At 72.9% G+C, this 21,052-nt stretch carries 18 protein-coding genes and 2 pseudogenes; 8 read left to right on the forward strand and 12 right to left on the reverse strand.

All coding sequences use genetic code 11. The features are described 5' to 3' along the window. Positions 1-11 precede the first annotated feature (11 nt). Both JK356_RS07705 and JK356_RS07710 read right to left on the reverse strand, forming a co-directional pair. Positions 12-230 carry a DUF397 domain-containing protein gene (locus JK356_RS07705; RefSeq protein WP_201866830.1) on the reverse strand — a complete coding sequence of 73 codons (219 nt, stop codon included), beginning with the start codon at positions 228-230 and terminating at the stop codon, positions 12-14. Then, positions 227-1,114 (reverse strand): helix-turn-helix transcriptional regulator, encoded by an 888-nt coding sequence (locus tag JK356_RS07710; protein ID WP_201866831.1) that lies wholly within the window; start codon positions 1,112-1,114, stop codon positions 227-229. The genes JK356_RS07705 and JK356_RS07710 overlap by 4 nt, the downstream gene beginning before the upstream one ends. Positions 1,115-1,389: 275 nt before the next feature. Here JK356_RS07710 and JK356_RS22525 point away from each other — a divergent pair, with 275 nt between their 5' ends. Further along, complete coding sequence (locus JK356_RS22525; protein ID WP_374100623.1) at positions 1,390-1,845, forward strand: ATP-binding protein; 456 nt, start codon at positions 1,390-1,392, stop codon at positions 1,843-1,845. Positions 1,846-2,120: 275 nt separating this feature from the next. Here JK356_RS22525 and JK356_RS21755 read toward each other — a convergent pair. The 4 genes and pseudogenes from JK356_RS21755 to JK356_RS07725 form a co-directional block, all read right to left on the reverse strand. Beyond that, positions 2,121-2,512 (reverse strand): annotated as a pseudogene (locus JK356_RS21755) (alpha/beta hydrolase); the annotation flags it as partial. Between the two features lie 205 nt (positions 2,513-2,717). Continuing rightward, on the reverse strand, positions 2,718-3,650 hold the full coding sequence (locus tag JK356_RS07715; RefSeq protein ID WP_307815461.1) for a hypothetical protein: 933 nt from the start codon (positions 3,648-3,650) through the stop codon (positions 2,718-2,720). A 706-nt stretch (positions 3,651-4,356) separates the two neighbouring features. Then, positions 4,357-5,586, reverse strand: a complete 1,230-nt coding sequence (locus tag JK356_RS07720) for an NAD(P)/FAD-dependent oxidoreductase (RefSeq protein WP_201866832.1) — start codon at positions 5,584-5,586, stop codon at positions 4,357-4,359. 94 nt (positions 5,587-5,680) lie between these two features. Next, a complete protein-coding gene (locus JK356_RS07725; RefSeq protein WP_201866833.1) occupies positions 5,681-6,181 on the reverse strand; it encodes a zinc ribbon domain-containing protein in 501 nt (166 codons plus the stop codon). Positions 6,182-6,364: 183 nt separating this feature from the next. Between JK356_RS07725 and JK356_RS07730 the strand changes: the two genes are divergently transcribed. Continuing rightward, positions 6,365-6,709, forward strand: a complete 345-nt coding sequence (locus JK356_RS07730; protein WP_201866834.1) for a hypothetical protein — start codon at positions 6,365-6,367, stop codon at positions 6,707-6,709. Between the two features lie 18 nt (positions 6,710-6,727). Here JK356_RS07730 and JK356_RS07735 read toward each other — a convergent pair whose 3' ends face one another. Further along, on the reverse strand, positions 6,728-7,354 hold the full coding sequence (locus tag JK356_RS07735) for a cyclopropane-fatty-acyl-phospholipid synthase family protein (protein WP_201866835.1): 627 nt from the start codon (positions 7,352-7,354) through the stop codon (positions 6,728-6,730). A gap of 154 nt (positions 7,355-7,508) precedes the next feature. Between JK356_RS07735 and JK356_RS07740 the strand changes: the two genes are divergently transcribed. Then, the gene (locus tag JK356_RS07740; protein ID WP_201866836.1) at positions 7,509-8,291 is read left to right on the forward strand and encodes a DUF5995 family protein; all 783 of its coding nucleotides are present in this window, start codon (positions 7,509-7,511) and stop codon (positions 8,289-8,291) included. 27 nt (positions 8,292-8,318) lie between these two features. On the opposite strand, the gene JK356_RS07745 is transcribed toward JK356_RS07740, so the two are convergent. Beyond that, positions 8,319-9,785 carry an aldehyde dehydrogenase family protein gene (locus JK356_RS07745; protein WP_201866837.1) on the reverse strand — a complete coding sequence of 489 codons (1,467 nt, stop codon included), beginning with the start codon at positions 9,783-9,785 and terminating at the stop codon, positions 8,319-8,321. Between the two features lie 181 nt (positions 9,786-9,966). Here JK356_RS07745 and JK356_RS07750 point away from each other — a divergent pair, with 181 nt between their 5' ends. Continuing rightward, on the forward strand, positions 9,967-11,145 hold the full coding sequence (locus JK356_RS07750) for a UDP-N-acetylglucosamine--N-acetylmuramyl-(pentapeptide) pyrophosphoryl-undecaprenol N-acetylglucosamine transferase (RefSeq protein ID WP_307815462.1): 1,179 nt from the start codon (positions 9,967-9,969) through the stop codon (positions 11,143-11,145). Positions 11,146-11,168: 23 nt separating this feature from the next. Here JK356_RS07750 and JK356_RS07755 read toward each other — a convergent pair whose 3' ends face one another. Further along, the gene (locus JK356_RS07755; protein WP_201866839.1) at positions 11,169-12,023 is read right to left on the reverse strand and encodes an LLM class flavin-dependent oxidoreductase; all 855 of its coding nucleotides are present in this window, start codon (positions 12,021-12,023) and stop codon (positions 11,169-11,171) included. Between the two features lie 194 nt (positions 12,024-12,217). On the opposite strand from JK356_RS07755, the gene JK356_RS07760 reads away from it, so the two are divergent. Together JK356_RS07760 and JK356_RS07765 are read left to right on the forward strand one after the other, a co-directional pair. After that, positions 12,218-12,895: a lytic polysaccharide monooxygenase gene (locus JK356_RS07760; RefSeq protein WP_201866840.1), complete on the forward strand. Its 678-nt coding sequence runs from the start codon at positions 12,218-12,220 to the stop codon at positions 12,893-12,895. Between the two features lie 166 nt (positions 12,896-13,061). Further along, a pseudogene (locus JK356_RS07765) lies at positions 13,062-14,655 on the forward strand (amidohydrolase family protein). 8 nt (positions 14,656-14,663) lie between these two features. Here JK356_RS07765 and JK356_RS07770 read toward each other — a convergent pair. The 3 genes from JK356_RS07770 to JK356_RS07780 are packed head-to-tail and all read right to left on the reverse strand — an operon-like array spanning position 14,664 to position 17,802. Then, positions 14,664-15,566, reverse strand: a complete 903-nt coding sequence (locus JK356_RS07770; RefSeq protein WP_201866841.1) for a carbohydrate ABC transporter permease — start codon at positions 15,564-15,566, stop codon at positions 14,664-14,666. Between the two features lie 17 nt (positions 15,567-15,583). Continuing rightward, a complete protein-coding gene (locus JK356_RS07775) occupies positions 15,584-16,492 on the reverse strand; it encodes a carbohydrate ABC transporter permease (RefSeq protein WP_201866842.1) in 909 nt (302 codons plus the stop codon). Continuing rightward, on the reverse strand, positions 16,489-17,802 hold the full coding sequence (locus JK356_RS07780; protein ID WP_201866843.1) for a sugar ABC transporter substrate-binding protein: 1,314 nt from the start codon (positions 17,800-17,802) through the stop codon (positions 16,489-16,491). Before JK356_RS07780 ends, JK356_RS07775 begins: the two co-directional genes overlap by 4 nt. Before the next feature lie 210 nt (positions 17,803-18,012). Between JK356_RS07780 and JK356_RS07785 the strand changes: the two genes are divergently transcribed. Together JK356_RS07785 and JK356_RS07790 are read left to right on the forward strand one after the other, a co-directional pair. Next, on the forward strand, positions 18,013-19,074 hold the full coding sequence (locus tag JK356_RS07785) for a LacI family DNA-binding transcriptional regulator (protein WP_201866844.1): 1,062 nt from the start codon (positions 18,013-18,015) through the stop codon (positions 19,072-19,074). 46 nt (positions 19,075-19,120) lie between these two features. Then, a complete protein-coding gene (locus tag JK356_RS07790) occupies positions 19,121-21,007 on the forward strand; it encodes a beta-L-arabinofuranosidase domain-containing protein (RefSeq protein ID WP_201866845.1) in 1,887 nt (628 codons plus the stop codon). The last annotated feature ends 45 nt before the right edge of the window (positions 21,008-21,052 follow it).

Below are 21,052 nucleotides of genomic sequence, written 5' to 3' on the forward strand. Positions count from 1 at the left end.
GGGCGCTGCCGTTAGCGACTCAGCTCACCGCGCGTCAGGGCGGTGAGGAAGCCGGACCAGGCGGGGGCGGAGAACACGAAGGCCGGGCCCGTGGCCATCTTGGAGTCCCGGACCGCCATGGAGGCGCCGTCCAGGCGGGCTCCCTGGACGCATGCGCCTCCCTGGTCATTGCTGTAGCTGGAGGTGAACCACTCGGCGTTGGCGAGGACGCTGGGCTGTGTCTTGTTCACTGGTGCTCCTTGATGGCCTTCTTGATCATGGTTAGTGACTCACGGGGCCCCGGGGCGACTGCTTGCAGTTCGGTGAACGCCTCCTCGTAGCGCTCTACGTCCCCCTCTCTGCGGCTTACCCAGGCATCGGCGAGATGCTCCAGGTAGACGATCGACTTGATGGCGGCGCCGTCCGGGAAGCGCAAGACATGGAACGCCCCGTTCATCCCGGCGTGTGCGCCGACCCGGTAGGGCACGACCTGGACTCTTATGGTGGGAAGCTCCTCTGCGGTCTCGACGATGTGGGTGAGCTGGCGCCGCATGAGGTCTGCCCCGCCTACCGGACGGTGCAACACGGCCTGGTTGATGATGGCCGTGTACTTCAGGGGGTTGTCCTGCCGCCGCAGGACCTCCTGCCGCATCATGCGCACCTCGACGAGGCGGTTCACCTCTTCCGCGCTCAACCCGTGATGAGCCCGCTCATGGATGACCCGCACGTAGGCTTCCGTCTGGAGCAGGCCAGGGACGAACTCCGCCTCGTAGTTGTGCAGCGTGCTGGCCGTCGCCTCCAGCCCCAGGAACGCCTTGAAGACGGGGCGGATCACCGGGCGGTACTCGGGGGACTGCCACCAGTCCTTGCGGGTCTTGGTGACCGCCGCGTATCCCATGAGCTGGGCCTGGGTCTCGGAGTCGGCACCGTACATCTCGCAGAGAGCCATGACGTCGGTCTGTTCCACGACGGAGTTCTCGCCGGTCTCCAGGCGTGTCAGCTTTGACGGACTCCACAGCAGCCTTCTCGCTACCTGGCTTCCTGCCAGCCCGGCGTGCAGGCGCAAGCGGCGCAGCTCGCTGCCGAGTTGCAGCCGACACAGGGCAGGTGTCGCCGACTCGATGTCTGTGATCACGACGTCCCCTCTCTCTTGCCACTCTGGCGGCGAGCGTTCTGCTGCGGCACGAAACGTTCTGGACCGCTGCGGTGGCTACCGCTAGCGTGAGACGGCAATCTCGCCAGAAAAGAACTTCCCGCAGGATTTTGTCAGGGAATTCCTGTCGCTACGGTCCCACGGATGGGCTTCTGCTGTCATCCTGAATAGGGCTGGTTTTGCCGTTGTGTTGGAGCGATCGAGGGGCTCGAACCGGCAGCCAGCGTCTTGCTCGCTCAGCTTCGGTGGGAGAACAGATGCTCGTCACGCGGACGTCATTGGTGAATAGGTACGCGCGTCACTGGGTTCTCACCGCCAGAGCGGAAGACATCGCACGCTGGCGCTGTGTCGTCGCCAGAAGTCTCCAGAGACAGCAAATCGCCACGGAAGGCGTGGAGTTGGCTTGCCTCGGAGTGTCCGAGCTGTTGACCAACGTCGCCAGGCACGTGGCCGACCGTCGCTGCCGGCTTGCAATCTCGTGCACCGCTGCCTCGGTGCTTCTTTCGGTGTTCGACCGCTCGGCCGAACTGCCGAAGGTCGCATGCCCGGACTGGGACGCAGAGCAAGGACGTGGCCTGTGGCTTCTGCGAGAGATGGCGGGGCGGGAGCACCTTGGCGCCCGGCCGGCGGCTGCGCCCTGGCGGAAAGAGGTCTGGCTACGCTGTGTGCTGCGCAGCGACGGCTCGACAAAAAATGTGGCCGAGTCGCGATAAGCCGCTAACACCGAGTCTGTGCTGCCGTGCGGAATCGTACTTCCTGCACAACCACGAGTGCAGGACCACCAGAGATGGTGCCACCCCCGTAGGGGCGATGAGGACCCCATGGCAAAGCCGCTGGTGGCGGGTGGAGAGGGAGGGCGTCTGCGGGCGGATTGCGCAGCGAACCTCCGGTAGCGCGGTTGGGTCCGGCGTGTCGCTGAAAAGAAGGGGCATGGGCTGATGAGGCTACCTCGCAGCGTGCCGACTGCGATGACTTAGGGAAAGATCGCCAGGGCGGACCGCCAGTCGGGGACCGTCCGCTCGACCAGCGCGCAGGATGAAAGCGTCGATGATCTCTTCGCTCACCGGTTCCCCGGCCTGCACCGCTCGGCGCATGTCAGCCTGTGCCTCGTCGAGGGCGGGCCAGCGGGGCCGGTCGCCGCTGGCGGGAAGTTCGATGGTGGCTGTGGCGAAGCCCTCTGCTGGGCGTGCCCGGCGCGGGCAACCAGCCGGGGTACATCGTGCGCGTAGCCCGAGAGCCGGGTGGCCGAGCAGGATCAGCGGTGCCGGTGCAGACGCGGACGCCCGAAGCCGGAGTCCACAGATAGCCGGGGATCTTACCGAGGACGCACTTACGTTCGCGGAAGCCGCCGTCGAGGAGCTGTTCCGCAGTGACGTGGATGGTCGGGCCTTTCGCAAGCGTGCAGGAAGGCGCTCCTGGACGACCTGCTTATTGCCCGACCGCTCCAAGGAGGGAGCACCCATGACGAAAAGTTCACAGGTGCCACCTCCTTGGTCCTTGGCACGGCCTCGCCGGAACGATAACAGCGTGCTGGTCCTGGTCACGAACCGGTTTACGGGCCAAGCGGGTTGGGACTGGACAGCCGCTACAGGGCGGTCTTGCCAGCTGGCTCAGCAGACTGCTCGCCGGACGGGATCTCCGGCGGCGTCACACGGAAGGGGAACGTATCGGCGGCGATGAACGCCTCGATGATCGGCGAAAGCAGCGTGATGAGGCGGCGGATGTCAGCCTCGTCCACGGACGTCCACAGCGCGGCGCAGTGCCGGTCGGTCTCCGCTTCGATCCGCTTGCGTGCCTCGACGCCCTCGGCGGTCACAGTGCCGTCGGCGTGGAGCCAGCCGCGTGCGACAAGGCGGGCGGTTGCCGCAGCTACCTCCTCGTCGTTCCACCGGCGGGTGTCACGTGCCAGCCTCTCTGGCATGCGCCCAACCGCTACCTCCAGCACATTGCAGTCGCACGGCCCGATGCCGTTGGCGGCAAGGACCGTGAAGTGCGCGTCGCCGCGCCACTCGCGCAGCACCGTGATCTGCTGCCACAGCGCGACGAGCGGGTCGTCGGGAAGCGGGACCGAGGCGTTGGCGGCTGCCATCGACTTCCACGCGTAGTCGGCGCGCGCGACAACCGGGTCGAGCAGCGCGCGTGCTTCCGCGATCTGGTCGTCGGTGAGGCTGACGCCGACGCGCCGCATCGCGCGGCCGGCGGCTGTGAATCGGGCTGCCTGCCACTGCTCCGGCGTGGCGATGTTCCACACGCCGTCCATGACCCGCACCGACCGCGGGCTGAAGCCGTAGAAGGCGGCGAGTACGACCTGCCACGGCACCGCGCCGAGCGCGGCCCCGCGGAGGGCGAAGTACGCCGGTCCGCTCTCGGTCACGCCAAGCCGGGCGGCCTCTTCGGAGACCTCAGGCACGAAGTAGATGAACAGGTGGGCTTTGTTGATGGTGAGGCTGACCTCGCGGAGGAGCCGCGGATCGATGGTTTCCGTTACAGCTTCGGGCGCCGCGTCGTTCAACGTCACGCAATCAAAGGTGCGTTGAGGATGCCAGTACCGTCTAGTCACTGGTTTTCCAGGACGCCGACACGCGGTACGGCACCTCAGTAACGGACGGCTGGTGACCAGCGATCTTTCCCGAACCTGTGGGAGCGCTTGTCCTGCGCATGTGCTGCGAGTCACAGCGCTTGCCGAACATCTGCGCATCGATCCCGCTGTCGAGGTGCTGCGTATCCCAGCAGCCGGATGGGCGTCGCCACCGACGCCATTTCAGCGACACGCCGGGCCCAGCGACACTACCGGAGGTTCACTGCAAAATCCGCCCGCAGACGCCCACGCTCTCCACCCGCCACCAGCAGCTTTACCATGGGGTCCTCATCGCCCCTACGAGGGGTAACAACGAGGCGACGGTTCCGATGTGGGTCAGCGACCGCTTGTGTCCTCATCGCCCCTACGAGGGGTAACAACCCGTATCCGAGGTGGACGGCGAGGGACTGGGCGCCGAGTCCTCATCGCCCTTACGAGGGGGTAACAACTACGGGCTCACCTCGCCGTTGCCGTCGTCATCCCGCGTCCTCATCGGCCCCCTAGAGGGTTAACAACACGACAGCCCGGAGCCAGCTGCCAGATCCGCCACGGGTCCTCATCGCCCCTACGAGCGGCCCAGGCGGTGGTTTGTGCCCGGCCACCGCCTGGGCCAGTAGGCAGCATCCGCCGGGCCAGCCGACGCCCGTCACGCCCGCTGCGTGGCCTCGTTGACCGCCGCGTCGGAGGTGGCCGGAGCCGACGGGCCGCTGGCGTGCAGGAGCTTCTGGCGCTTGGCGGCGCCACGCGGCAGCTGGTGCAGGCGGAAGGAGCCCGGCTTGCGGGCCTCCGCCGACAGGGAGCCGGGGATGCTCCGGCAGATGGTCTCCTTGAGCCGGGCGATGAGGCGCCCGCCGACGTGGGCGCGCACCGCGACGTCGGACCGGTTGGCGAACTGCAGGACGGCGTCTGCCCGGCCGAGGCTGAGGCACTGGGCGTAGAACATCTGGTGCACCGTGCCCGGCTCTTCGCCGTCGATCCGGCTGAGCACGGTGTCGGCCGCCCGCGCGCCCAGCGGCGTGGCGTTCAGGCAGCACATCCGCAGCGCCTGCCCCGACGGCGCCGCCGCGTCCCCGGCCGCCAGCACGCGCGGGTCGTCCACGCTCGTCAGCGTCTCATCGGTGAGCAGCCGCCCCGCGGCGTCCGTGCTCAGCCTGCTGCGCGCGGCCAGTCCCGGCACGCCGAAGCCCGCGGTCCGGACGGTGACGTCGCTGGGCAGTTCACGGCCGTCGGCGAGCCGCACGGCGTCGCGGTCGACGGCCGTGACCGTCGAGCCCGGCCCGTCGGTGACCGTCACGCCGAGCGCGGCCAGCCGCCTGGCGACCGAGCGGCGGGCGCGCGCGTGCAGGTTCGGCCCGAGGACGCCGCCGCAGACGAGTGTCACCGTGCGTCCCTGCTCGGCCAGTTCGGCGGCGGTCTCAATGCCGGTGGCACCGGCGCCGACCACCGTCACGGGTGCGGCGGCCGGGGTGGCGTCGAGGGCGGCGCGCAGCCGCCGTGCCTCCTCCAGGGTGGCCAGCGGGTAGGCGCACTCGGCCGCGCCCGGCACGTCGGGTTTGGCGCTGTGGCTGCCGACGGCGTAGATGAGGTCGTCGTAGCCGCGCGTGTCCCCGGACGCGAGCGTCACCCCGCGCCCGGCCGTGTCGATGCGGGTCACGCTGTCAGTCACCAGCCGCACGCGCGCGGCGAGGACGTCGCGGTAGGCGAGGACCGCCTCGTCGGAGCCGCCGACGGGCTGGTGCAGCCGGACGCGGTGCACGAACTCGGGGCGCGGGTTGACCAGCGTCACGGTCACGTCGCCGCGCCCCGTCAGCCGGTTCGCGGCCATCACGCCCGCGTAGCCGCCGCCGATCACGACCACGTGCGTGTTCCCTGTCATGGTGCCTCCTCCGGTGCCGGGCCTGCGCCCCTACGTCACCGGAGCACCGGCCGCTGTGACAGGGGGTGCGGCGGGTCACACCGGGCGCGGCCGGTCAGCCCGTCGTCAGGGAGGCGCGGATCCGGTCCACCGCGCGCAGGATCTCGTCGCGGTGGTGCGCCCGTTTGATCCATGCGGGGAGCCGGGCGATCAGGGACTTGCGGCTGCCGTCGTCGTACCGGTTCGCGCGTTCCCGCAGCGGCGCCTGGACGTAGCGGCGGATCAGGTCGAGGTGTTCGGGGTTGTACGCCCACAGCCAGCCGTGCCGCGTCTCGGTCTGGAGCCACAGCGGCAGGCCGAGGTACGGGTCCGTCGCGGGCTCGGTGGTGCTCCGGGACAGCGTGATGCTGTGGCCCTTCCAAATCCGGGACAGGCCGCAGCCGCGGCAGACGAGCCGCCGGGGGCGGAACATGGTCAGCGTCTGGTGCTTCTCGTCCCCCGGCGGCCGGATGATGCGGGCGGCCTGCGCGCAGCGGGGGCAGCGCACGAGGACGACGTCGAGGAATTCCCACACGCCGCGGGGCGTGTCCTGGAACCGGTGGGCGGGCTGGGACATGAGCCGAGTATGCCGTCCGCCGCCGACGGCAGCGCAGCCGGTTTTCCGGCCGTGAGACCAGCGTCCGTCGCCGCGCAGGTGTCCGGCGAGCGTGCACGTCACCGGCAGAAGCGGCTGAACGGCCATGCGGAAGGCGGGAGTTGGCGGGTTGTACGGTGTGGCCGGTCGACGTCTGGGGGTCGTGTGAGGTACCGGGCCGTTCTCGTGGCGTTCTTCCTCGTGCCGGGGCTGTGGGGCGTGGTGAGCGTCACGGACGCGGTGACGGCCTCGGACGAGGTCGTGTGCCCGGGGGAGAACCTGGGGGAGGACGGCGAGGAGCACCCCGGCCCGATGCGGCCGGGGGACAGGCACTGCGTGGTGCTGGACGGCGCCGGTGCGGTGGGCACCCGGACCTACGAGCAGCAGCAGCGGGTGCAGTCCCTGGAGCGGCGGCGCGACGCGCGCAACGGCGCGCTGCTGCTGGCGTACGCCGCCGCCGGGTCGTTCGCGGCGTGGCGGGCCACGCGGCCCCGCCGGGACGGGGGCTGAGGCCCGGCGGGGCAGGCGTCAGGCGGCGCGGCGGATGAGCAGTACGTGGTCGGTGACCTCGGCGGTGCGTCCGCCGGGGCCCTCCGCGATGCGGCGGGGCGCGTCGGCGCGTTCGATGGTCCAGCCGGTCCCGTCCAGGCCGAGGCCCGCCGCGACTTCGTGCGGGGTGGGGAACCGGGCTGCGGGGTCCTGGTCCCACGACCACGGTGCGGTCGAGCCGTGGTCGACGACCAGCAGTCGGCCGCCGGGGCGCAGCCGGTGCGCGGCCGTGCGCAGGGCGGCCGGCCGGTCCAGGGGGTACGGGGTGTGCAGGTAGTGCGCGGAGACCAGGTTGAACTGCCCGTCGGGGAAGGAATGGTGCAGGTCGTGCCGGGCGGCGGTGATCCGGTCGCCGAGGCCCAGCTCGCGGGCGCGCGCGGCGAGGCGTTTGACCGCCACGGCGGAGATGTCGACGGCGGTGACCCGCCAGCCCTGGCGGGCCAGCCACAGCGCGTCGCCGCCGCTGCCGCAGCCGAGGTCGAGGGCGTCGCCGGGCGGCAGGCTGGAGGCGATCTCGGTGAGGCGGACGTTGGGGCGGGGCTCGGCGGTGGCGGGGCGGTCCGCGTACAGGCCGTCCCAGAACGCCGCCGCGTCGGTCGTGGTCATCGCCGCTCCTTCGTGGTGGGCCGGGTAGGAGCGGCCAGTGTGGGCCGGGGGCGCCCGGGGCGGCGAGGAATGTTGCCGCCCCGGCAAACGGGAGGGGTCCCGGGCCCGGCGGATACCGTAACGCGCAAGGCAGGCAGCGGCGTTGGGGGATCGCATGGCGGCGGAGAACATCGACGACGTCGTGGCCGGGCTGGCGGGCATCGTGCGGGACGCCGCCGCGGCGGCCGACCGGGCCGGGTACTTCGCGGCGCTGTACCGGCAGGTGACGGTCGAGGTCCGCGAGGGTATCCGCAGCGGGCTGTTCGACGACGGGCCGCGCATGGACCGGTTCGACACGCTGTTCGGCAACCGCTACTTCGAGGCGTACGACGCGTGGCGGCGGGACCGGTCCGGGCCACGCTGCTGGCGCGAGGCGTTCGGGCTGCTGGACGATCCGGGCACGGTCATCATCCAGCACGTCGTCCTCGGCGTGAGCGCGCACATCAACCTCGACCTGGCGATCGCCGCCGCCCGCACCAGCCCCGGGGACGGTATCTACGCGCTGCGGCGCGACTTCCTGCTGATCAACGACATCCTGGGGCGGGTGGCGCTGGCGGTGCAGGACGCGGTGGGCGACGTCTCACCGCTGCTGTCGCTGCTGGACCAGGCCGGGGCGCGGACGGACGAGCGGATCCTGGACTTCAGCATCCGGCAGGCGCGGGAGGAGGCGTGGCGCAACGCCGTTCTGCTGGCGCACCAGGACGAGGCGGAGCGCGAGGCGACCCTGGAGCGGCTCGACGTGCGGGCCGCCGTGCTGGCGCGGCTGATCGCGCGGCCCGGGCCGCTGGTGCGGCCGGCTCTGGAGCTGATCCGCAGCACGGAGAGCGACGACGTGCCCGCCGTCATCCGGCACCTGGACCGTGCCCTGGCGGACCACGGGCGCGGCACGGGCCGGTAGCCGCCGCGGGCGGCGCGCGGCCGGCCGTCAGACCGGGAGCGGGCGGGGCTCGTGCTGGATGCTGATCCAGTGTTCGGTGGTGAACTCGTCGATGACCCAGTGGCCGTTGAAGCGGCCGAGGCCGGAGTCCTTCTCGCCGCCGAAGGCGGCGTTGACGTCGTCGTGGACCGTGGTGTCGTTGATGTGCGTCATGCCGGCCTCGACGCGCTGGGCGAACCGCAGCCCGCGGTCGAGGTCGCGGGTGAACACCGCGCTGGACAGGCCGTATTCGGTGTCGTTGGCCAGGCGCAGCGCGTGCTCCTCGTTCTCGGCGCGGATCACCGTGGCGACCGGGCCGAAGACCTCCTCGGAGGCGGTGGCCAGGTGCTGGCCGCCGGCGAGCAGGTGGGGCGGCAGCACCTGCCCGGTGGGCCCGGACGGCTCGCCGGAGTGCAGCAGCCGGGCGCCCTGGTCTACGGCCCGGCCGATCTTCTCCCGCACCGACGCCAGCTGCCTGGCGTTGATGACCGGCCCGATCTGGGTGCTCTCCTCGCGCGGGTCGCCGGCGCGCAGGCCGCGTACCCGCGCCAGCAGGCGGTCGAGGAACTCGTCGTGCACGGCCGCGTCGACGATGACGCGGTTGGTGGCCATGCACACCTGGCCCTGGTGGAAGTAGCTGCCGAAGGAGGCGGCGGCCACGGCGGCGTCCAGGTCGGCGTCGTCCAGCACCACCAGGGGGCCGTTGCCGCCCAGCTCCAGTGACAGCTTCTTGATGCCGGCCGTGGCGGCGATGCCGGAGCCGACGGCCGTGGAGCCGGTGAAGGAGATGATGCGGGGGACCTCGTGCCGCGTCAGGGCGCCGCCGACGCTGCTGCCGGGGCCGATGAGCACGCTCAGCACGCCGGGCGGCAGCCCTGCCTCCTCGTAGATCTTCGCCAGCAGCAGCCCGCCGGTGACGGGGGTGTCGCCGGCGGGCTTGAGCACCACGGCGTCGCCGACGGCCAGCGCGGGCGCGACCGAGCGGTTGGAGAGGAACAGCGGGAAGTTCCACGGGCTGATCACGCCGACCACCCCGGCGGGCTGCCGGTAGACGCGGTTCTCCTTGCCGGGGGTGTCGGAGGGCACGGTGCGCATCGGCAGGAAAGCGTGGGAGGCGGCGAGCGAGGTGACGGCCCGGCAGATCGTCAGCTCCATCTCGATGCGGGCCCGCACGCAGCCGGCCTCGCGCAGCAGCCAGTCGCCGATCTCGCCGGCGCGTGCGGCCATGATCTCCGCCGCGCGGCGCAGCACCGCGGCGCGCTCGGCGGCCGGGGCGGCGCCCCACTCCCGCTGGGCGTCCCGGGCCGCCCGGCAGGCCAGGTCCACGTCCGACTCGTCGGCCTGGGCGATCTGGGTGAGGGTCTCTCCGGTGTAGGGGTCGGTGTCCGTGAGGGCAGAGTCGGAGTTTCCGTCACGCCACTGACCGGCGATGAGCATGCGGTCGAAGCCGGTGTAGGGGGCGGGGGTCGCGGCCATGGGCACCTTCCGTCGCGTGGTTCGTCACAGATGTCCGCCGGGAATGGCGGCAATGCCAGGTTGCTCCCGCGGCGCGGGTGCGGCCGGGGCGCCACGCCGGGGAGGCGGCGCGGACCGGCCCGGTGCCGGCTACTGGCTCCCCGTCAGCAACGGCCCCGCGGGTCCCAGTAGGGTGCGCGGCGTGAACACGGCTTTCGACAACTCGCGCGCTTTCCGGCTGATCGTCACCGGCGGTGGCACGGGCGGGCACACGTATCCCGCCCTCACCGCGATCCGTACCCTGCAATCCCGGCTGGCCGCGTCCGGCGGCACGCTTGACGTCCTGTGGATCGGGACGGCCCAGGGCCTGGAGGCCAAGGTCGCCCCGGCCGAGGGCATCGCGTTCACCACCGTGGCCACGGGCAAGATCCGCCGGTCGTCCAACCCGCTGAAGATGCTCGGCCCCGCCAACATCAAGGACATGGCGCGGGTGCCGCTGGGGGTGGCCCAGGCCAGGAAGGCCATCAGCGGGTTCGGGCCCGACGTCGTGCTCGCCACCGGCGGGTACGTCGCCGTCCCGGCCGGGCTCGCCGCCCGGATGTGCAAGCGGCCGCTGGTGCTGCACGAGCAGACCGTGCGGCTGGGGCTGGCCAACCGCAGGCTGGCGGGCTCGGCGACCCGCATCGCGGTGTCGTCGGAGTCGACGCTGCCGCTGCTGCCCGAGGCCGTGCGCTCGGCCGCCGTGGTCACCGGCAACCCGGTGCGGCCCGAGGTGCTGACGGGCAGCGCGGAGAAGGCCGTCGCCGCGCTGGGGCTGACCGGTTTCGACCGGCGGCTGCCGACGCTGTACGTCACCGGCGGCGCGCAGGGCGCCCGGCAGATCAACGACCTGGTCGCCCAGTCGCTGCCGTGGCTGCTGGAGCGGGCCAACGTGGTGCACCAGTGCGGCCCGGCCAACGTCGAGGAGCTGCGCGGCCAGGCGGCCTCGCTGCCGCCGCAGCTCGCGCAGCGCTACCACCTCACCGGCTTCGTCGGCCCGGAGCTGCCCGACGTGCTGGCGCTGGCCGACGTCGTGCTCTCGCGCAGCGGCGCCGGGACGCTGGCGGAGCTGACCGCCCTGGGCAAGCCCGCGGTGTTCGTGCCGCTGGCGACCTCGGCCGGGAACGAGCAGGCGCACAACGCCCGGCACCTGGAGGAGAGCGGCGCCGCGGTCGCGCTCATCGGCGACGTGACGGCCGCTCAGCTGTGCGAGGCGGTGGAGCCGCTGCTGACGGACCCGGCGCGGCGCGCCGCCATGGCCGAGCGGGCCCGCGCGCACGGCCGCCCCGACGCCGCCGACCGGCTCGTCGACGTGCTGCTGGAGGCAGCTGAGGCCGGCTGACGCCGGCCCGGCCCCGGCCCGGCTCAGCCGCGGCGGCCGGGCGGCCCGGCCTCGACGCGGGCGAGCAGCCGCCCGAACGGCGCCCGCTGCTCGCTGAGGTGCTCCAGCCACCAGGTGACGCCCGCCGCCGCGTACCGCGCGCACGTGCCGTCCCCGGGGCCGGCCGTGACGCCCGTCAGGGCGACGTCGAACGGCGCGTCACGGCCGGGGCGGCCCCCGGCGCGGCTGCGGCGTATGCCGTGGATGCGGGCGATGCCGGCGGCCAGGGCGTCCGGGTCCCGCGTCATCCGGCCGCGCGCGTCGTCGCCGTTGATGACCCAGCCGTCCCAGCGCGCCGCCCGGCGCTGGGCGGCGCGGCTGCCGCCGCCGACCCAGACCGGCACGCGCGGGCGCTGGAGCGGCACCGGCGCCAGCGTGACGCCGTCGGCGGTGTAGTGCGGCCCGGCGTGCGCGACCTGCTCGCCGCGCCACAGCGCGGCGAGCAGGTCCAGCGCCTCGTCGAGCATCTCCGCCCGCATCCGCGCCGGGTGCGGCTCGCCGAACGCCGCGAACTCCGCCGGCACGCCGCCCGCGCCCACGCCCAGCGTCACCCGGCCGCCGCTGAGCCGGTCGAGCGCGGCGACCGCGCTGGCCACGACCGCCGGGCGGCGGCGCGGCAGCGGCGTGACGGCGGGGCCGAGCCGCACCCGGGCCGTCGCCTGCGCCACCGCCCCGAGCAGCACCCACGGATCGGCCGAGGGCACGCCCCAGGCGAAGGCGAGGTGGTCCCACAGGAACACCGCCTCCCAGCCGGCGGCCTCGGCCGCCCGCGCCAGCTCCACGACCCGGGCGGGCTCGGCCAGCGAGCCGAACGTGCGGATGTCCACCCCGTACCTCATGTCCTCATCGTCGCAGCGGGGCCGGACAACGGCCTCCCGGAGACGCGGGCTGCCACTCCTGGGAAAGACCCGTGCACGAGGGGTGGTGCCGTTGGTATGCCGCAGTTAAAATCCAGGTGAAATATGGGAGCGCTCCCAATCTGGAAAGCGTCGCAAGACCCCCCACCACTTCCGGAAGACGGAGATCGCACAGCATGTACGCACACGCCCCTGCCCGCCGCTGGACGCTGCGGGTCATCGCACCGGTGGTGGCCGGCGTCGTCGGCCTCATCACCCTGTTCCTGAGCCCCTGGACCGACTCCGCCCGCGCCCACGGCTCCATCGTGGACCCGGCTTCGCGCGCCTACGGCTGCTGGGAGCGCTGGGGTAACGACCACATGAACCCGGCCATGGAGCAGGAAGACCCCATGTGCTGGCAGGCCTACCAGGAAAACCCGAACACCATGTGGAACTGGATGAGCCTGTTCCGCGAGAACCTGGCGGGCGACTTCCGGGGCAACATCCCCGACGGCCAGCTGTGCAGCGCCGGTAACGCGCAGGGCGGCCTGGCCAGCTCGCTCGACAACCCCGGTCCCTGGACCACCACGGACGTCTCCACCGACTTCAGCGTCCACCTGTACGACACCGCCAGCCACGGCGCCGACTACTTCCAGGTCTACGTGACCAAGCAGGGCTTCGACCCGACCACGGACTCGCTGGGCTGGGACGACCTTGAGCTGGTCGCCGAGACCGGCAGCTACGCCCCGGCGCAGGACATCACCTTCGACGTCAGCGCCCCGGGCCGCAGCGGCCACCACATCGTCTACACGATCTGGCAGGCCTCGCACCTGGACCAGACCTACTTCATCTGCAGCGACGTCAACTTCGTCTGACGTCCGCCACAGCGGCGCTTGACGGACGTGTGCAAGCCCCGGTGCCCTCGGGCGCCGGGGCTTCGCGCATGCCGCCGTTGACCCGCCCCGGCGGCGGTGCTACAACCCCCACGACCCCGCGCGGACAGGGGCGGATCCCGGCGGGCGCGAGACGGGAGGCGGCGGCATGGGCGACCTTCTCCTCCGCGGCGCCACCGTCGTGGACGGCACCGGCGCCCCCCGGCCGGAGGGCCGACGTCACCGTCACCGGCGGCCTGATCGAGGCCATCGGCGGCCCGCTGCCCACCGCCCGCCGCACCATCGACGCGACCGGGCTCGTGCTCAGCCCCGGCTTCATCGACATGCACGCCCACTCCGACCTCGCCCTGCTCGCCGACCCGGCGCACGAAGCGAAGGTCTGCCAGGGCGTGACCTGCGAGGTGCTGGGCCAGGACGGCCTGTCCTACGCCCCCGCCGACGAGGTGACGCTGCCGCAGCTGCGCCGCGCCCTCGCCGGCTGGAACGGCGACCCGCCCGGCCTGGACTACGGCTGGCGCGACGTCGCCGGCTACCTGGCCCGGCTGGACCAGGGCATCGCCGTCCACGCCTGCTACCTGGTGCCGCAGGGCACGGTGCGGGCGCTGGCCATGGGCTGGGAGAACCGGCCGCCCACCCCGGCCGAGCTGGACCGGCAGCGGGAGCTGGTCGCCGCCGGGCTGCGCGAGGGCGCGGCCGGCATGTCCAGCGGGCTCACCTACGCCCCCGGCGGCTACGCCAGCACGGACGAGCTGACCGAACTGTGCCGCGTCGTCGCCGCGTTCGGCGGCCTGTACGTGCCGCACCACCGGTCGTACGGCGCGGGGGCGCTGGCGGCCTACGCGGAGATGACCGAGGTCGCCCGCCGCGCCGGCTGCCGCCTGCACCTGGCGCACGCCACCCTCAACTACCCGGTGAACGCGGGGCGCGCGCCCGAGCTGCTGGCGCTGCTCGCCGACGCCGCCGCCGCGGGCACCGACCTGTCCCTGGACAGCTACCCCTACCTGCCCGGCTCGACCACGCTCGCCGCGCTGCTGCCCGGCTGGGCCGCCGAGGGCGGCCCGGAGCGCACCCTGGCGCGGCTGCGGGACCCGGCCGCGCTGGCGCGCATCCGCCACGCCCTGGAGACTGAGGGCTCCGACGGCTGCCACGGCGTGCCCGTGGACTGGGCCACCATCCGCGTCGCCGGCTCCCGCGACCCGGCCGCCGTGGGCCGGACCATCGCCGAGCTGGCCGCCGCCTCCGGCCGGCCGCCGTTCGAGGTCTGCCGCGGCCTGCTGCTGGGCGACGAGCTGTCCACGGCGGTCCTCCAGCTCGTCGGCAACGAGGAGAACGTCCGCGCCCTCATGCGCCACCCGGCGCACACCGGCGGCAGCGACGGGCTGCTCGGCCCGGCCCGGCCGCACCCGCGGGCGTGGGGGACGTTCCCGCGCTACCTCGGCCACTACGTCCGGGAGGAGGGCGTGCTCGGCCTGGAGGAGTGCGTCGCCCACCTCACCGGCCGCCCGGCGCGGCGGCTGCGGCTGCGCCGCCGGGGCCTGGTGGCCGAGGGCTACCACGCCGACCTGGTGCTGTTCGACCCCGCCACGGTGCGGGACACCGCGACGTTCGACGAGCCGCGGCGGCTGCCCGAGGGCATCCCGCACGTCTTCGTCGGCGGCGTGCCCGTGGTGCGCGACGGCCGCCGCACCGGCGCGCTGCCGGGCCGGGCGCTGCGGCGCGGCCCGGACGGCACCGTCGGGTAGGCCCCGCCTCAGCCCTTGACGGAGCCGGCGGCCAGGCCGGCCACGTAGAACCGCTGGAGCGCCACGTACAGCACGACGCACGGCACCATCGCGATCACCGCCCCGGCCGCCAGCAGCCCGAAGTCGACCGTGCCGTAGGTGCCCTGCTGGAGGTTGGCCAGGGTCACCGGCAGCGTGTACAGGTCCTGGTCGGTCAGGAAGGTGAGGGCGCCGAGAAACTCCGTCCACGAGGCGAGGAACGCGTACAGCGCGACCGTCGCGATGCCGGGCGTGATCAGCGGCCGCAGCACCGACAGCAGCATCCGCGGCGTGCCGGCGCCGTCGACGTGCCCGGAGTCCTCCAGCTCGCTGGGGACGGCGGCGAAGGAGTTCCGCATCACGAACACGCCGAAGGGCAGGTTGAGCGTGGTGTAGAACATCACCAGGCCCAGCAGGGAGTCGGTCAGCCCCATGCTGTTCATTTGGAGGTACAGGGGCGTGAGGATGGCCTGGAACGGCACCATCATCGTCAGCACCAGCACGCTGAACAGCGCCCCCCGGCCGCGGAAGCTGAAGCGGGCGAAGCCGTAGCCGGCCAGCGTCGCCAGCAGGGCGGTGAAGGCGGCGGTGGCCAGCGAGACGATCAGGCTGTTGACGATGGAGCGGGCCAGTTCGCCGTCGGTGAGCAGCGTGCGGAAGTTGGTGCCCGTCCAGTCGAAGAACGTGGACCAGCTCGGCTCGCCGACGACCACGTCGTTGGGCTGGAGCGAGCGCATCAGCGCGAAGACGAGCGGCACCGCGAAGACGAGCGCCGCCCCGCCGCCGCCGAGCACGTAGAGCAGGATCTTGACGCGGGACTCGTGGTCCCTGCCCCGCGCCGGACGGTCGCGCCGCGCCGCTCGGGCGGGCCGGTGGGTGACGGTGGTGGTCATGGCGCAGTGGGTCCTTCTCAGTCCTTCTCGCGGAGCAGCCAGAACTGCACGGCGGCGATGACGGCGATGAGCAGCACGAGGATCAGGGACATCGCGGTGGCCGCGCCCAGCTGGAGGTCGACGAACGCCCGCCGGTAGATCGACATCACGACGGTGGTGGTCTCCGAGCCGGGCCCGCCCTGGGTGAGGATGTAGAACTGGGTGAAGGCGAGGAACGAGCCGATCACGGAGATGACCGTGCTCAGCGCGATCGCCCGGCGGATCATCGGGATGGTGATCTCCCGCTCGATACGCCACCAGCTGGCGCCGTCCATCTCCGCCGACTCGTAGACCTCGCGGGGGATGCCCTGCATGGCCGACATCAGCAGCACCATCGTCAGCCCCGAGGCGCCCCAGATCACCATCACGCAGATCAGGCCGGTGGCGAGCTTGCCGTCGATCAGCCAGGCCGTCGTGCCGTCGGTGATGCCCAGGGCGCGCAGCAGCACGTTGACGCCGCCGCTGGTGGGCTGGGCCTCCAGCAGCGTGATGAAACTGATGGTGGTCAGGCCGATGATGAACGGCAGGAAGAAGATGGTGCGCAGCAGGGTGGCGCCGCGCCGGTTGGAGCGGACCAGGACGGCCAGCCCGTAGCCGAGCGCCAGGATGGGCAGGGTCACGATCGCGGTGTAGACGACCGTGTAGATCACCGACTGCTTGAACACCGGGTCGGACAGGGCCAGTTCGTAGTTGCGCAGGCCGATGAACTCGTACGGCCCGATCAGCGGGAAGTCGGTGAGCGAGATGTAGACCGCGACGAGAAGCGGCGTGAAGACGAAGATGACGGTCATCAGCACGGCCGGGGTCACCAGCGCCAGCCCGGTGCGCGCGGGATGGGTGAGCGAACCCCGGCGGCGCCGGGCGGGTCGGGTGGTCGTGGCGCTCATGCGTCCCCCTGACGCAGGATGTCGTCGAAGCCCCGCTGCGCCTCGGCGAGCGCGCCGTCGACGTCTCCGCCGAAGACGGCGCGCCGGAACATGGCCAGCCAGGGACCGTCGCTCTGGTTAAAGATGCGGTTGTAGGCCAGGGTCAGCGGGGCGTAGCCCGCGTCGATCTGGAGCAGTGAGGGCAGCGCGAGCGGATACCGCTCGCGGAAGGCGGGCGTCGCGGCGTCGGACCTGATGGGGATGTAGCCGGACTCCGGCAGCCGCGTCTGCTGCTCCAGCTCCAGGCAGAACCGGACGAACTCCCAGGCGGCCGACGGGTTCTGCGCGCCGTTGGGGAGGCAGAAGTTGTTGCCGCCGTCGAAGAAGGACTGGCCTCCGTCCGGGCCGGACAGCAGCCTCACCTCGGTGTGGTCCAGCAGGGCCGGCGGCGCGTCGGGGACGACGACGCCGTAGCCGATGGGCATCAGCGCCACCTTGCCCTGGTGGTACGGGGCGGGCCAGCGGGCGCCGTCCTCCGCCTCGGCGTGGGGCGGGACCAGCTCCTCCTCCCACAGGGTGCGCAGCAGCTGAAGGGTGCGGCGCAGCGCGTCGTTGCCCTCGATGCTGCCGCGCTGGCGGCCGATCGGGCCGTCGATGAGATCGGCCCCGGCGGCCCAGATGTGCGGCTGGGTGACGAAGGCCAGGGCGCCGCTGCCGTTGCCGGGGAACATCCAGCCGTAGGTGTCCGGGCCGAGCGCGGAGACGGCCCGGGCGGCCTCCAGGTAGCCCTCGAAGGAGCCGGTGGCGTCGTCGACGGTGAAGCCGGCGCGGTCCAGCAGCTCGGCGTTGCACCACATCGCCGAGTTGTCGGCGAGGGACGGCACGCCGTAGTAGCGGCCGTCCTGTTCGGCCAGCGCCAGGTGCCCGGGGCTGAGCTGGTCGCGGAACGGCAGCTCCTCGATCAGCGGGGTGAGGTCGGCGAAGACCCCGCGGTGGATGAACAGGGCGGAGTTGATGTCGTCGATGTCGACCAGGTCGGGCATGCGGCCGCCGCGGATGGCGGTGGCGAGCTTGGTGACGTACTGCCCGTCCTGGACCGGGGTGAGATCGACGCGGATGCGGTCCTGCGCGGCGTGGAACAGGTCGATGAGCAGCTGCGCCGACCGCTGGATGCCGCCGCGGCACCACATCGAGACCGTGCCGCTGGCGTCGCGGCCGAACCCCGGTTCCGTGACGTCGATCGGCGGGGGCGACTTGGCGCAGCCGCCCAGGAACGCGCCCGCCGCGCCGGCCCCCAGCAGGGAGAGGAAACGGGCCCGAGTCAGCTCCATCGCGCTTGCCCCATTCGTCCGTCCACGGCCTGTGCTTCCACCCGTCAAGGAAACGCCAGGAAAACGATGTCCGCAGACCATAGAAGCGCGGCATGGGTGCGTCAATCCCTCGTAACCGCCTTATTTTCAGGGCCCTCCCACCCCTTGCCCGACCTGGAGGAAACGCTGAGACTGTTCAGAAGGAAAGGCAAGGAAAACTCGGAGGCGCCCATGAAGCTGGAGGGCCGCGCGGTGCGCCTGGCCGACGTCGCCCGCGCCGCCGGCGTCTCGCCCGGCACCGCCTCCAAGGCGCTGCACGGCTCCGGCTCGCTGCGCCCCGCCACGCGCGAGCGGGTCCGCGCCGCCGCCGAGGTCCTCGGCTTCGTCCCGGGCGCCGCGCCGGGACCGCCGCGCCCGGGGCGGCGCCCGCTGCTGGTGGGCCTGATGAGCAGCGACGACATCGGCCGCTTCAGCCTGCCGGTGATGCTCGGCGCGGAGAACGCGCTCACGCGCGGCGAGATCTCCGCGCTGCTGGCCACGGCCCGGCGCGACTCCGTCCGCGAACGCCACCACCTCACCTCGCTGCTGGCGCGCGGCGTCGACGGGATCATCGTCACCGGCAAGTCCACCGAGCCGCGCGAGCCGCTGGCGGTGCCGGTGCCGGTGGTCTACGCGCTGTCGCCGTCGGCCGCGGCCGGGGACATGTCGGTCGTCCCCGATGACGCCGCCGGGATGCGGCTGGTCGTGGACCACCTGCGCACACTCGGGCACCGCCGGGTGGCCCACATCGGCGGGCGCGCCGACCGCCGCGTCTCGCGCGTGCGGGCCGCCGCGCTGCGCGAGGCACTGGCGGCGGCCGGGATGGAGCTCGCCGGCGCGCCGCTGTTCGGCGAGTGGAGCGAGTCCTGGGGCCGGCAGGCCACCGACCTGGTGCTGCGCGGCGACGCCGGCGGACCGGACGGCGGGGACGGCCGGGGCGGGCCGCCGGTCACCGCGCTGGTGTGCGCCTCCGACCAGCTCGCCCGCGCCGCCGGCGACCGGCTGCGGGAGCGCGGCTTCCGCGTGCCCGGCGACATCGCCGTCACCGGCTACGACAACTGGGACGTCATGGGCGAGGCCGCCCGGCCGCCGCTGACCACCGTCGACATGGAACTGGAACAGCTGGGCCGCCGCGCCGCCGAACGCCTGCTGGCGGCGATCGCGGCCGGACCCGGCGCCGCCGCGGCCGACGGCGGCACCGAACTCGTCCCGCCGCGGCTGGTCGTCCGCGGCTCCACCATCGGCGGCGACTAGCCCGCCCGTCCACCGGCACGCGAGCACGAGAACAAGGAGCACCCCCATGGGCACGCGCCACGAACCCCTGCGGCTGGGCGAGATCCGCCCCGCCGGCTGGCTGCGCCGCCAGCTCGGCCTCCAGGCCCGGGGACTGACCGGCCAGGTCGAGGACGTCTGGCCCGACCTCGGCCCCGACTCCGCCTGGCGCGGCGGCACCGGCGAGGACTGGGAACGCGGCCCCTACTACCTCGACGGCCTGGTGCCGCTGGCCCACGTCCTCGGCGACGAGACGCTGCTGCGCCGGGCCGAGCCGTGGCTGGAGTGGATCCTCGGCAGCCAGCGGCCCAGCGGCCAGTTCGGCCCGCGGACCAACGACGACTGGTGGCCGCGTATGGTCGCGCTGAAGGCGCTCATCCAGCACGCCGACGCCACCGGCGACGACCGCGTACCGCCCTTCCTGGCACGCTACTTCGCCTACCAGCTTGAGCGGCTGCCCGACCGCCCCCTCACCGAGTGGGGCGCCTGCCGCGCCACTGAGAACGTCCTGGCCGTGCTGTGGCTGCACCGCCGCGACCCCGACCCGCGCTGGCCGCGCCTGGCGCGGCTGCTGCTCGGCCAGAACGCCGACTGGACCGGCTTCCTCACCCGCGAACTCCCCACCGGGCGCGCCACGTTCTTCGACCACCTCACCCACTGTGTGAACGTCGCCATGGGCCTGAAGCTGCCCGCCGTCCGCGCCCTGCTCGACGACGACGGCGGTGACGGCAGCGGCGGCAGCGGCGGTGCGGGCCGGCACTACGCCGACCTGCGGGCCTGCCTGGCGAACCTGGACCGCTGGCACGGCCAGGTCCACGGCATGTTCTCCGGCGACGAGTGGCTGGCCGGCCGCGAGGCGTCGGCGGGCATCGAGACCTGCGAGGTCGTCGAGTACCTGTACACGCTCGAACAGTCCGCGCTGGCCTTCGGCGAGGGCGCGCTGGGCGACCTCGCCGAACTCGTGGCGTACAACCAGCTCCCCGCCAGCTGCGACCCGCTCATGCGGGCCCACCAGTACCACCAGCAGGCCAACCAGGTCGCCGCGAACATCGCCGAGCGCCGCTGGACGTTCAGCTCCGACGACGCCAACATCTTCGGCCTGGAGCCCCACTTCGGCTGCTGCCTGGCCAATCTGCACCAGGGCTGGCCGAAGTTCGCCGCCTCGCTGTGGATGCGGCCCGCCGCCGAGGACGGGCTCACCGCGTTCGCCTACGCCCCCTGCACCGTGCGCACCACCGTCGCGGGCGCCCAGGTCACCCTGGCGGAGACCACCGGCTACCCCTTCGAGGAGACCGTGCGCCTGGCGCTGACCGTCTCCGCCCCCACGCGCTTCGCGCTGCGGCTGCGCGTCCCCCAGTGGTGCCAGGACCCGGTGCTGCGCGTCAACGGCGAGGAGACCGCGGCCGCGCCCGGCGGCGACGGCTACGTGCGGCTGGAACGCACCTGGCGCACCGGCGACAGCGTGGACCTCACCCTGCCGATGCGGGTGCGGCGGATCCGGCGGGAGCGCAATGCGGTGGGCGTGCGGCTCGGCCCGCTGGTGATGGTGCTGCCCGTCAAGGAGTCGTGGCGGCCGCTTCCGGACGCGCGCGGCCTGGGGGAGTGGGAGGTGCTGCCGCTGTCCTCCTGGAACTACGGGCTGCACGTGCGCGGCGCCGGCGGCCTGGAGAACTGGCCCGTCGAGCGCGGGCCCGTCCCCGAGGTGCCGTTCGGCGCCGACGGCGTGCCGGTCACCATCCGAGGCGAGGGCGCCCGCGTCTACAGCTGGCGGCTCGACGGCAACTCGGCCGGGACGCCGCCGGACAGCCCCGTCGCCGTCAGCTCGCCCGTGCAGGACCTGACGCTCGTGCCCTACGGCTGCGCCCGGCTGCGGCTGGCCGAGCTGCCCACCGTGCTGCCGCTGCCGGGCGCCTGACGGCACCGGCCCGCCGCCCGCCCGCGCTTTTGCCAGACTGGCACA

Source organism: Streptomyces sp. 7-21 (assembly GCF_016741785.1).
Lineage (GTDB): Bacteria > Actinomycetota > Actinomycetes > Streptomycetales > Streptomycetaceae > Streptomyces.